This window comes from Collinsella sp. wc0583, assembly GCF_046116915.1.
In the GTDB taxonomy this organism is placed as follows: Bacteria; Actinomycetota; Coriobacteriia; order Coriobacteriales; family Coriobacteriaceae; genus Collinsella.
The window spans coordinates 1-12,391 of record NZ_JBJXBN010000010.1; the positions used below are offsets into that span (position 1 = coordinate 1).

Annotated in this window: 11 protein-coding genes and 1 riboswitch; of the genes, 6 read left to right on the forward strand and 5 right to left on the reverse strand. The window is 59.8% G+C overall.

The features are described from left to right. Together ACKUUJ_RS09300 and ACKUUJ_RS09305 are read left to right on the forward strand one after the other, a co-directional pair. On the forward strand, positions 1–679 hold a 679-nt coding region (locus tag ACKUUJ_RS09300), incomplete at its 5' end, for a hypothetical protein (RefSeq protein WP_409065386.1). Positions 680–886: 207 nt separating this feature from the next. Beyond that, on the forward strand, positions 887–1,552 hold the full coding sequence (locus ACKUUJ_RS09305) for an alpha/beta hydrolase (RefSeq protein WP_409064109.1): 666 nt from the start codon (positions 887–889) through the stop codon (positions 1,550–1,552). A gap of 61 nt (positions 1,553–1,613) precedes the next feature. Here the strand turns inward: ACKUUJ_RS09305 and ACKUUJ_RS09310 are convergent, their stop codons facing one another. The 4 genes from ACKUUJ_RS09310 to ACKUUJ_RS09325 form a co-directional block, all read right to left on the reverse strand. Beyond that, positions 1,614–2,948, reverse strand: coding sequence for a uracil-xanthine permease family protein (locus ACKUUJ_RS09310; protein ID WP_409065387.1), 1,335 nt, complete (start codon positions 2,946–2,948; stop codon positions 1,614–1,616). Positions 2,949–3,071: 123 nt separating this feature from the next. Next, positions 3,072–4,205, reverse strand: a complete 1,134-nt coding sequence (locus ACKUUJ_RS09315; RefSeq protein WP_409065388.1) for a 5-methyltetrahydropteroyltriglutamate--homocysteine S-methyltransferase — start codon at positions 4,203–4,205, stop codon at positions 3,072–3,074. Between the two features lie 155 nt (positions 4,206–4,360). Continuing rightward, a complete protein-coding gene (locus ACKUUJ_RS09320) occupies positions 4,361–5,257 on the reverse strand; it encodes a LysR family transcriptional regulator (protein WP_148331535.1) in 897 nt (298 codons plus the stop codon). A gap of 10 nt (positions 5,258–5,267) precedes the next feature. Further along, complete coding sequence (locus ACKUUJ_RS09325) at positions 5,268–6,176, reverse strand: HAD-IIB family hydrolase (RefSeq protein ID WP_409065389.1); 909 nt, start codon at positions 6,174–6,176, stop codon at positions 5,268–5,270. A gap of 93 nt (positions 6,177–6,269) precedes the next feature. Next, positions 6,270–6,380: riboswitch (TPP riboswitch) on the forward strand. A gap of 51 nt (positions 6,381–6,431) precedes the next feature. Between ACKUUJ_RS09325 and thiM the strand changes: the two genes are divergently transcribed. The 3 genes from thiM to ACKUUJ_RS09340 are packed head-to-tail and all read left to right on the forward strand — an operon-like array spanning position 6,432 to position 8,308. Next, positions 6,432–7,271: a hydroxyethylthiazole kinase gene (gene thiM, locus ACKUUJ_RS09330; protein WP_409065390.1), complete on the forward strand. Its 840-nt coding sequence runs from the start codon at positions 6,432–6,434 to the stop codon at positions 7,269–7,271. 3 nt (positions 7,272–7,274) lie between these two features. Beyond that, positions 7,275–7,616, forward strand: a complete 342-nt coding sequence (locus ACKUUJ_RS09335; protein ID WP_409065391.1) for an MTH1187 family thiamine-binding protein — start codon at positions 7,275–7,277, stop codon at positions 7,614–7,616. Next, on the forward strand, positions 7,613–8,308 hold the full coding sequence (locus ACKUUJ_RS09340; RefSeq protein ID WP_409065392.1) for a thiamine phosphate synthase: 696 nt from the start codon (positions 7,613–7,615) through the stop codon (positions 8,306–8,308). Before ACKUUJ_RS09335 ends, ACKUUJ_RS09340 begins: the two co-directional genes overlap by 4 nt. Positions 8,309–8,420: 112 nt before the next feature. On the opposite strand, the gene ACKUUJ_RS09345 is transcribed toward ACKUUJ_RS09340, so the two are convergent. After that, a complete protein-coding gene (locus ACKUUJ_RS09345; protein ID WP_409065393.1) occupies positions 8,421–9,290 on the reverse strand; it encodes a patatin family protein in 870 nt (289 codons plus the stop codon). 322 nt (positions 9,291–9,612) lie between these two features. On the opposite strand from ACKUUJ_RS09345, the gene ACKUUJ_RS09350 reads away from it, so the two are divergent. Further along, positions 9,613–12,330 carry an EAL domain-containing protein gene (locus ACKUUJ_RS09350; protein WP_409065394.1) on the forward strand — a complete coding sequence of 906 codons (2,718 nt, stop codon included), beginning with the start codon at positions 9,613–9,615 and terminating at the stop codon, positions 12,328–12,330. The last annotated feature ends 61 nt before the right edge of the window (positions 12,331–12,391 follow it).

The window sequence follows — 12,391 nt, forward strand, 5'->3', positions numbered from 1 at the left end:
CCCCGCCGACCGATTGCAAGCGGTCGGCGGGGCCATTGTGGCTCTTGACAGCGGATTGGGTCATATGAGCGAAAACCAAGATGGCGAGACGAGGCGCGAACCCCAAGGCGAGAACATCGGCATCATCGCCCAGACCAGCGAGGGCATCACACCCGCAGTCATCTCGATCATCCGCAGCAAGGTAACGGCCGAAGGAGATACAGCGGCAATCTTTGCCCATGCCATGAGCGCTGACGGCAAGACAATCGGCACCATCAAAATTGAGAACGCCGCCATCCAGACGCCCGAAGGCGGCAAGGTCATTGACTATCGCAAGCTCCGTGACGGCATCTACGAGGCAGGCCAAGCCATCGGCACGGGCGACGCCACGGTCGACTCCCTCTATATCAAAGCAGTCGCCAAAAGTACGACCATCGCACCTCCCGAGGTAGCCAAGCCGGAAGACCCCAAGCCCGACGAGACCAAGCCCGCAGAAAGCAAGCCCGCGGAGTCCAAGCAGAACCCCAAGCCTGAGGGCTCAAAGCCGACCAAGGCCGTTGCGGCTTCAACCACGAAAGCCAAGACTACCGGCGTGCTCGCGGCAACCGGCGACACCTCGGGTGCGGCCATCGTGGCAACCGTCCTTGCGGGAACAGCCGCTATCGCCGCAGGCACCATGGCGAGCCGTAAGCGTTCTTAGACGCCTCTGCGCACATGGCAGCTCCCGCGAAGGCCCCGAGCCCCAGCACCGTTTAACAACGCCACCGCCGAGCTCCCCTCCGGCGGTGGCGTTTTCCATATGCGTCCGCAGGGGATGCACGAGATTGTCTTTGGTCTAGCCCAACCGGCATACGCTGGCGTGCGACAATTGGGGCTGCCGATATCACAACACTGAGAGAAGCCCGTCATGGAAGCGCATCAAAAGCAGATAACCGTTTATTCGAATCATACGGAAAGCGCGCCTGTCATCTACCTTCCTGTGGTCGTGGGCGACGGCAGCGAGGTTTATAAGTGTTGCCGAGAGCTCGACTGTCCGCCATTCGCCCTCGTCACCATTGGCGGGCTCGATTGGAATCGCGAGCTGAGCCCCTGGGCATGCGACGGGACCGTACGCGATGCCGAGCCTTTCGGCGGCCAAGCTGCCGATTTTCTTGATGAGCTGCTGAATCAGATAATCCCCCAGGTCGAGTCGTCGCTTCCTCAGCCGCCCACCTGGCGCGGCATTGCCGGTTACTCGCTCGCGGGCCTCTTCGCACTCTGGTCCCTCTGGCAAACCGACGCCTTTGACCGCGCCGCGAGCGCATCGGGGTCGCTATGGTTTCCCGACTTTGTCGACCGTGCCAGCACGGCCCCTTTTGCCGGCAGCCCGCAAGCCGTCTACCTGTCACTCGGCAAAAAGGAAACCAAGACGCCCAACCGCATGATGCGGCATGTACTCGACGACACACGCGCGATGGAAGTGTTGCTCGTCGAGCGCGGCATTCCAACAACGCTGGAGCTCAACCCCGGCAATCACTTTGCCCAAACCGACTTACGCATGGCCCGCGGCATCCACTGGATACTGACACATTAAAAATGGTGCCCACACGCATATACGCATGGGCACCATATCTTGTTTTAGCTGAACGCAGCTGCTACTCAGCAGCCTCCTCAAGCTCGGAGACATCAAACTCAAAGTCGTTACCCGGCAGGATGGCGTTGAGCACAATGCCCACCAGTGAGCCCACGGCAATGCCGGACAGCGAAATGGTCACGCCGCCCAGCTCCAGCACGATGGCACTGGCGGTGCTGTAAGCAATGCCGAGCGAAAGCACGAGCACCAGAGCCGCCACCAGCACATTGCGGTTGTTCTGGAAATCGACCTGGTTCTCGATGAGGTTGCGGACGCCCACAGCGCTGATCATGCCGTAGAGCACGAGCGACACACCGCCGATCACACACGCCGGCATGGCCGCAATGACAGCCGCGAACTTGGGGCAGAACGAAAGCACGATGGCGCAACACGCGGCAATTCGAATTACGCGCGGGTCGAACACGCGCGTCAGGGCGAGCACGCCGGTGTTCTCACCATACGTAGTGTTGGCCGGAGCGCCAAAGAGCGAAGCCAGAATCGTGGCAAGGCCGTCGCCGAGCAGCGTGCGATGCAGACCGGGATCGGCAATGTAGTTGCGCTCGCAAGTCGAACCGATAGCAGAGATATCGCCGATATGCTCGATCATGGTCGCGAAGGCCAGCGGCATGATGGTGATGATGGCCGTCGTGGCAAGACCGCTATCGAACTGCGGCCCAAAGAGTGCAAACACGGTGTTGTCCCACACGATGGGCAGACCGACCCACGGAGCGGCGGCAACGCCCGAGAAATCAACCTCGCCGAGCGCAGCCGCAACGGCATAGCTCACCACAACGCCCAGCAAAATCGGCACGATCTTGACCATGCCACGGCCCCAGATGTTGCAGATGACGATAACGGCAACGCCAATGACAGCCACAAGCCAGTTGGTCTGGCAGTTAGCAATAGCGGAACTTGCCAGGATCAAGCCGATGGAAATGACGATGGGGCCAGTCACCACCGGCGGAAAGAAACGCATGACACGCTTGGCGCCAAACGCGCGGAAGAGCGCCGCCAGCACCGGATAGAGCAGACCGGCACAAGCTACGCCCAGGCAGGCGTAGGGCAAAAGCTCGGTCTCGCCGTTGGGCGCGATTGCGGCATAACCGGCAATAAAGGCAAACGATGAGCCCAAAAATGCCGGCACCTTGCCACGCGACAGGAAGTGGAACAGCAGCGTACCCAAACCGGCAAACAAAAGCGTTGCCGAAACCGAGAGACCGGTGAGCACGGGCACCAGCACGGTGGCGCCAAACATAGCAAACAGGTGCTGCAGACCGAGCAAAAACATGCGCGGGCGGCCGAGCGACGACGCATCGTAGATGGCATCGCTGGCGGCGGGCGTCGAGGACTGGGACATGAGAGTCCTTTCAAAATGGAAGGGCGCTCGAGCATAGCGGATTACCTGCCCGAACGATACGATCCGAACCATTGTACGCGATGCGCCATGTCTCGCACGCGCCGTCACCTGCGAACGTTACCGCTATTTCCAAACGCGCTCGGCAATACGCTTGACCAGCGCGATCTTTGCCCATTGCTCGTCCTCGGTCAGCTTGTTGCCAATCTCGCAGCTGGCAAAGCCACACTGCGGAGACAGATACAGGTTCTCGAGCGGAACATACTTTGCAGCCTCGTGAATACGCTCGACGATGGCATCCTCGTCCTCAAGCTCAGCGGCCTTGGTGGTCACCAGGCCCAACACGACCTTCTTGCCCGGGGCAACGTACTTGAGCGGCTCAAAACCGCCGGCGCGCGGCGTGTCGAACTCCAGATAGAACGCATCGACATTCTCATGCGCAAACAGGTACGGCGCGATGGGATCGTAACCGCCCTCAAAGGCATAGGTAGAGTGGTAGTTACCACGGCACACGTGCGTGTTAATGACCAGGTCGTCGGGCTTGCCCTCGATGGCGGCGTTGTTGAGCGCCACGCCCAGCTCACTCACCTTTTGCAGATCAACCGGGCTCATTCCGGTCTTGGACACAAAGTCGGTATCGCAATAGATGCCCCAGGTGCAGTCATCAAACTGGATGTTGCGGCAGCCTGCAGCGTACAGGTCGGCGATCACCGTGCGATAAGCGGCTGCAATGGCGTCGGCAAGCTCCTCATCGGTCTTATAGACAGCGCGCAGGCTCTCCTGCTGGCCGTCGCAGCGATCGAGCGTGACCTCAGAGAACGTCTGGATCGGCGCCGGAATGGTTTGACGTGCGACCTGACCCTCCCCCTCAAGCGCCTTGACAAACTTAAAGTGCTCGACGAATGGGTGGTTCTCGCCGCTAATGGGACCGGTTACCACGGCGGTATCGGCCGTGGTCTCCTCGTCGTGGAACATATAGCCCGTACGCGAGGTACGGCGTTCAATGCCGTTGAGCCCCCACATAAAGTCGAGGTGCCAGTAACTGCGGCGAAACTCGCCATCGGTGATGACCTGCAGACCGGCGGCCTTCTGCTTTGCCACCAAATCGCGAATGGCATCGTCCTCGACGGCCTTAAGCCCCTCGGCATCAAGCGTGCCTGCCGCATAGGCAGCGCGGGCGTCCTTTACGGCCTGCGGACGAAGAAAGCTGCCGACGATATCGGCGCGAAACGGCGCGTTCGGTTGAATTGAAGTGCTCATAGATATCTCCCTTTGCATTGGTTGCTTTACTGGGACAGAGTATGAGCGCTCATATGGACATCGTAAAATATACGTTTATATCAGTTTGATATAGACGTTTCCTATATCAGTCTGGACTGCCATAAAGAGATTTGACCCGCGCGGAGCACAGCAGCCTAGATATGCTGGCGAATCGCGTCGATATAGGCCTGCCCGTAGCGCGTAAGTGTCGTGTTCTTGCGCGTGATGATGCCAATCTCCATGTACTCGTCTACATCAAGCGGAATCGAGATGATGCCGGGACCGTTAAGCTCATGGCTGATCACACCCGAACACACCGTGTAGCCGTTGAGGCCCATGGCCAGGTTGAACAGTGTCGCACGGTCGCGCACGCGGATATTCTTGCGGCGCTCAAACGTCGAGGTCAGTTCCTCGGAATAGTAAAACGAGTTGTAGCTGCCCTGCTCGTAGGACAGGAAGGGATAGTCCTCCAGGTCCTCGAGCGTCACGCTGGAGCGGCCCGCCAGCGGATGGTCGGCACACACAAAGACGTGTGGCGTGGCGCAGAATAGTCCTTCGAACACGAGCTCGTTGGCCGCCAGCATGCGCTCGATAACCTCGCGATTGTGCTCGGATAAGTACAGGATGCCCAGTTCGCTCTTCATATGCGCGACGTCCTCGATAATCTCGTGAGTCTGCTCCTCGCGCAGGGTAAAGTCGTAGCGCGCGGCATCGAACTCACGGATCACATCGACAAACGCATTAACGGCAAAGGAATAATGCTGACAGCTCACACTAAAGTGCGGCACCTGCTCGGACGCGCCCTTGTACTTGCCCTCGAGCAGGTCGGCCTGGTCGAGCACCTGGCGCGCGTAGCCCAAGAAGGTCTCGCCTTCCTCGGACACAATGACGCCCTTGTTGGTGCGCTCAAAGATGTGCACGCCCATCTCGTTTTCGAGATCGCGGATTGATGCGGTAATCGAAGGCTGCGACACAAAGAGCCGGCGCGAGGCCTCGGTGATGCTGCCGCATTCGGCAACTTTGACGACATACCTGAGCTGCTGAAGCTTCATGGCTTTCTCCCTAGACGTTCGTGACGTCGAAACCCGTCGCATCCATCTGACGCATAAACGGCGGCATCTCCCCCGTCGCGGCGCAGGCGGCAATCTGATGCAGAGCCCCGGCAACCGCATCGTCTGCCGCAGCGCCGATATGCCAGCGCGCGGCAGCCGTGACGGCCTCGTTGGCATTGGCGACTGCAACGGAGTTGGGAACGGCATCGATCATGGGCAGATCGTTATCGGAATCGCCAAATACGGCCACCTCATCGGTCGTCAGGCCCAAAGCGCGCGCCAGCTCCAGTGCAGCGCAGCCCTTGTCCCAACCGGCCGGAAGGATGTCAAGCAGGCGCACTCGATTGTTGGGAAACACAAGCGAGAGTTCCGGCACCTCAGCGGCAACGCGCTCGCGTAGCTCCACGAGCTCCTCACGTGAACGGGCACTCCAAATATTCGCCTTAAACACCGGCGCATCATCGACGACGGGACGGCACGGGGCCTCTTCGCCCTTGAGCCACGCGTTGCCGCCCGACTCCATGGCGCGGCGTACGCGCTCGGGATCGCTCGTCACGCAGTAGGCATCGTTATTCCAAAAGTCATCACCCAGGCTGTAGACCTTCAGATACGTATCGTCGGTCTCCTGCTCCAAGTAGTCAGCCAAACGCATAAGGGCGGCGTTGTCGGTCGCGCGCGAAGCGACCGCCTGACCGTCGACAAACATTACCTGGCCGTTGCAGAACACGCCGGTCGAGAAGCACTCGACGCAATTGCGGAACATCCAGCCCATCGCGGACGGCTGGCGACCCGAAACCGGGCCAAAGTGCAGACCCGCCGCCTGCATGGCATGAATGCCCTCGATGGCGTAGTCGCTGGCGCCGTCATGCCCGGCTGGAATCAGCGTATCGTCCATATCGGTCAGCACAAGTTTAATCATAAGGCCCCCATTCGTATCGGTCCTACCTATTGTAACGACCTGCCAAAATAAACCTGTCCCTTTTTGGCAGGTGCGCTAGTATAGGGAACAACAGATTCGATGCGGGAGTGCCGGCGGTGCAAACCACAAGGCTGAGAGGGCATGGGGCCCAATCCTTTGAACCTGTCAGTTAATGCTGGCGTAGGGAGCATGCCGCCTTTACAGGGGCGCTGTCTATGCACAGCGCCCCTTTTCTATGCCAAGGAGGCATGTGCAGTGATTGATTCGGAACAGCTTAAGCAAAATGTGGTCAAGGCCGTGGAGGAGATTCGCGCCACCAATCCGATGGCCGGCTCCATCACCAACACGGTGACGATCGACTTTGTCGCCAATGCTCAGCTCGCCGTGGGCGGTTCGGCCGCCATGGTCTATCTGCCCGACGAGGGCGAGGCGCTCGTTGCCGGCGGCGGCGCCATCTATCTCAACATGGGCACGCTCTTCCCCATCTACGAGCAGACGATTCCCCGCGCGGCCAAGGCGGCACACGACGCCGGCAAGCCCTGGGTGCTCGATCCGGTGGGCCTGGGCATCGGTAGCCTGCGAACCCAGCTGGTAAACGAGCTCAAGCAGTACAAGCCTGCCATCGTGCGCGGCAACGCCTCCGAGATCATCGCACTCGCCGGCCTGTGGGGTCTTGAGGGCGAGGCAGCTGATCTGAGCCGCGTGCGCGGTGTCGATACCACCGACACGGTCGACGCCGCCCGCGATGCCGCTGTGGCGCTCGCCCGCTACACCGGCGGAGCCGTAGTGGTCTCGGGCGAAGTCGACCTGATTACCGACGGCACGACGGTGGCCAAGTCCCACGGCGGCAGTCCGCTCATGTCCAAGATCACCGGCTGCGGCTGCTCGCAGGGTGGCGTGCTGGCTGTGTACGCCTGCGCTGCCGATCCGTTTACGGCAGCCATCTGCGGCACCGCCGTCTACAACGTTGCCGGCACGCGTGCCGCCGCTGTCGCCGATGCCCCGGCAAGCTTTAAGGTCGCCTTTATCGACGAGCTCTGCCGCGCGACCGCCCAGGATATTGCCGATAACCAACTCGAGCTCGAGGAGGCATAAGCCATGTCCGAGCCCGCAACCAATGCCGGCATGAACACACTCGTCGCCGTGGCCATCGCCCCGTGCGGCACCGGCGATGAACTGTCCGCCGAGGTCGCCGAGGTCGTGCGCGTCATTCGCGAGAGCGGCCTTCCCAACCACACCACCTCGATGTTCACCGAGATCGAGGGCGACTGGGACGAGGTCATGCAGGTCGTGCGCGACGCAACCTTTGTGTTGGCGAGCAAGGGCATCCGCACCGAAGTCGTGCTCAAAGCCGATATTCGACCCGGATTTACCGACAACATGACCGGCAAGCTCGAGCGCATGGAAGCACAGATCAAAAAGCAGGAGGAAGCACGATGAGCATCCGCGACAACCTTGATATCTCGGCCTATCTGGTACTCGGCCCCGAAAACACGCTGGGGCGTCCCGTGAGCGATGTGGTGGCCCAGGCGCTCGACGCAGGCTTTACCTGCATCCAGGTGCGCTCCAAGGTGGCAAGCGCCCGCGAGATCATCGCGCTGACCGGCGACGCCGCGCAGGCAATCGCACAGGCCGGCAAGACCGGTCAGGTCGCCCTGCTGATCGACGACCGCCTGGACTGCGTACTCGCCGCACGCGAGCAGGGCATTGCTGTCGACGGCGTGCACGTCGGTCAGAGCGATATTCCCGTCGAGGTCTGCCGCAAACTTTTGGGCCCCGATGCCATCGTGGGCCTTTCAGCCCGTTGCGAGGAGATGCTCGAGTACGTCAAGACCGCCGACATGAGCCTGGTCGACTACCTGGGCATCGGCCCGCTCCACGAGACCGAGACCAAGCGCGACTGCGGACGCGCAGCAGATGGCTCCATCATCACCAAAAGTTTTGAGGATCTGGCCGCACTCCACGCGGCAAGCCCCGTGCCCATCGTGGTGGGCGGCGGCGTCAAGACGGCCGACCTGCCACAGCTTAAGGCCACCGGCGTCGACGGCTTCTTTGTGGTGAGCGCCGTCTGCAGTGCCGACGACCCCTGCGCCGCGGCCAAGGAGCTTGTCGACACCTGGCAGCAGGCGTAAGTCTAAGCCGAGCAGCTGATCAGCACCCTCATATCTTCAGCAATGGAAAGCGCATCCCAGTTTGGACCTCCATTCCGGGATGCGCTTTCCGCCGAGTCCACGGCAGTTTGCCCTACCCCGCCAGATACGCTTCCAACGCCGGCAAAGTCGCCTCCGCATCGTGGCGGCCGACCTGGTAGATGCGCTCGAGCTCATCCGGTTCGCGGCACAGCGACGGCACCTTCACCGATTCGCTCGGCCGCACCACAAAGATTTCGCCGGCAGCCTCGCGACGCGCCAGGTCATCGAGCGTGGCATTGTAGACCTCATGCCGATGCTCAAGCGCTGCGACAAACTCCGGGTAGTGACGGAACACGCGCCGCAGCATGGGCATCACACTGTTGGGCTGCTTCACAAAGCCCGCCGGCTGTGTGAGCACCACGATATTGCGGTCATACCCCTGCGCAAACAACCAAGCGCTGGGAATGGAATCAGCCACGCCGCCATCCAGGTACTTACGGCCCTCAATGGCAACAGGACGCGTCGCCACAGGAATCGCCGACGATGCCCGGATCCACTCGATATCCCTCTCGTCGCCATAGGGCAGGTCGTGGTAGACGGCCTTGCCCGTCTCGATATCGGTACACACGCACGTAAACCGCATGGGGCAGGCACGATATGTCTCCAGGTCGATGGGATCGCGCTCAATGGGCACCTCGTGATAGGCAAAATCGGCATTGAACATGTCGCCGGTTCGCAACCAGCTTGTCACGCTTGCATAGCGCTTGTCGGCACAATAGGCCTTGTTGTAGCGAATGGCGCGCCCGATCTGCCGCGATTTAAAGTTATAGCCAAACGCCGCGCCCGCCGAGACACCCACCATATGGTCGCAGGTCAAACCGTGCTCCATCCAAACGTCGAGCACGCCTGCCGTATACATACCGCGGTAGCCGCCTCCCTCGAGCGCGAGCCCCACCGTGCGCGTCGTATCCGGCTGTGCCATGCGACCATCTCCGTTCCTGCGTTTTAAAACGGGACAAGTATACCCGTCAACATATATCGTCTCAGTCGCATTTTTATCGGACATCGCATCGTCGCGCTGCCGTTTGTCGAATAATGGCCGCCCACAGCATGTGCACCCATATATAATTGTGTACTGTTGTTTATACTACGCAGTAGTTATCAACAGCGAACATTAGCCGGTAAAGTAGCCCAACAACGCAGCAAGGCGGGGCCTGGATACACGCAAAGCGCCGGACAACAACGCGTGTGCACAACGAGCTCGCCCGACGCAATCCGCCCGACCTCAGAAAGCCGCTTACGACATGGATACTGTCAGCAATTACACCGAAACGCTCGAAAAGACCGTTCGCGACCTTCTCGAGCGTCAGGATGATCTGATTAGGACCGCCTTTACCGACCAGCTTACCGGACTTGGCAACCGCGGCGGCTTTGCTCACTCCTTAGAGGAAATCTGGGAGCAGGAACTGCCCGTGACCATGGCGTTTATCGACATCGATAACCTTAAGCACTGCAACGACATCTTTGGGCATGACGAGGGCAACCGCTATATCTTGCAGGTAAGCCTCTATCTCAAGCTGTATATGAAGGTGGACGAGGCGGCGTTTCGCATAGGCGGCGACGAGTTTGCCATCCTGTCTACGGTTGCGACCGAGGACGACCTCGCCGAACGTCTGGAACACTGCCGAACGGTCCTGCTCAAAAACAACGATTCCGAGATGCCCCACTCGTTTAGCTACGGGGTGTCACATGCCGACCCCGCCCTGGGCGAGGCCCCCAATCGCATGACGCTCGATGCCGACCATCGCATGTACGACTACAAGCTACGTCATGCCGTACACCTTGATCGGCGCAATATCTCGCAAGTCCACACCGACGACTTCGAAATAAGCGATCGCATTTTCGACGCCTTTTCGATGCTCAACGAAGGCCGTTATTTCTTTATCGAGAACTTGGATAAACATCGCACCCTTTGGTCACAAAACGCTTTGCGCGATCTCGGACTTCCTTCAGAGCACATAGACAACTGTCGCGATTGTTGGAAAACGCGCGTCCATCCCGATGACCTTGAGGCTTTTACCGACGACATCGACCAAGTCTATAACGGCTCCAAGCACCATCGAGTCATGCAGTATCGTGTACGTAACGCCACAGGCGACTACGTGCTCTGCCGTGCTCGCGGTTTTCGCATCGATGGGGACGAAAACGAGCCCTCGCTCTATGTCGGCGAACTCGTCAATCATTCCCTTGCCGAGACCGTCGACGCCGCCACGGGGCTTGGAACGCAACGTATGCTGGTCAACGCTATCGATGCCTGTCGCCGTGACCACTGCAAAACAGGGCTCATCGCCGTGCGCGTTCGCGGCACGACGAAGCTCAACGAGCTCTATGGAGCCGAGGCGGTCGACAGCATGCTTGCCGAATACGCAGGCCGTATGCTGTCGATCACCCGCGGTAGGAGTCGCGTCTTCCGTTCACGAAGTGTCCAGTTCGTCGTGCTCAGCAACGCTTTGGACCACGGGGCATTTGAACTCCTGATCCATCGTCTAAAAGAGACCATTTTTGCCCCCGTTCAGATCGCGGGCGGCACCATCACTCCCGTTTGTATTGTCGCCCCGGTCTTTTACGAGCGCCTGGACTACCAAACATCTGCTGTTTTGTGCGAACTCGACCGTCGCCTTCGCACAGCTGGCGGGCTTGTCCCCAACGACAGCCTCCCTATACCCGAGGTCGAACGCAAAAGCGCAATCGCCGAACGCATCGATATGCTCACCGGTCTCTACCGACCCAGCGAGTTTATGCGCCGTGCCAATGCCTTCATCGAGGCGAGGCGCGACGGCGCTTGGTGTATCGCCACCGTCGACATGGGCCACATGCGCCTATTTAACGAATGGTATGGACAGGCCGAAGGCGACCGGATGCTTGCCGATGTGGGCACGGTGCTCAAGGATATCGAGAACGCCGACATGGGCGTCGCGGGATACTGGGGGCAAGACGACTTTTGTCTGCTCATACCCTTTGAGCACGATTTCGTTCACCGAGTCTATATGCGCGTGCGCGAGGCTGTAGCCAAGCACGACGACGGCGTAGGCTTTTGGCCGTCCATGGGCGTATGCCCCATCGACGCTAGCGAGGAAATCACCATCGATGCCCAGGCCAAGGCCATGTTTACCAATCGACGCGCCAAAAACGACTTTAAGGAGCGCATTGCCATTTTCCGCCCCGAGGAATATGAGCATGGGGTTGCGTTCCACCACACGCTAACCGAGTTCCAGTATGCGCTCTCAAACGGCCGCATCACTTACTACCTGCAGCCCCAGGTCGATATGGAAACCGGCGAGATCATTGGCGCCGAGGCGCTCACACGCTGGATTGACAAGGATGGCTCCCTCATTTCACCTGCAACCTTTATCCCCGCTCTCGAGGAAAGCGGCTTTGTAGTAACGCTCGACAAATATGTTTGGCAGGGCGTTGCCGCATGGCTTCGCGAGCGTCTCGATCGCGGTCTTCGCGTGGTTCCGGTCTCCCTCAACGTGTCGCGCGTAGACATTCTTGCCTGCGACGTTGCCGAACATATAGGGGCGCTCGCCGCCCAATACAACCTACCACCCGAGCTCATGCGTATCGAGATCACCGAGACCGCCTATACCGGAGAGTCCGAGGCCGTGGATAAGCTGACCGCAGATCTGCACACCCGCGGCTTCTCGACCTATATGGACGATTTTGGCACCGGCCAGTCCACGCTCGCAATGCTCAAGAACGTGAACGTTGACGTCATCAAGCTCGACCGTACCTTTGTGCCCACCGACCGTGATCAAGGCCGCAGCGCGCAGATCGTGTCATCGATGCTCGAGATGGCGCAGTCGCTCCATCTGCCCGTTGTAATCGAAGGCGTCGAGACAGATGAGCAGGCAAACATGCTACGCCACATGGGCGCCCGCTACGCTCAGCGCTTCCTCTACTACCGCCCCATGCCGGCGAAGGATTTTGAGGCATTGCTCGATGGTGGCAATAACGACTGATACGCTCGCGCGCAAAACGCCACCGTCGAAGGGGGCATTGTCTCCATTAGCTAACTTATAT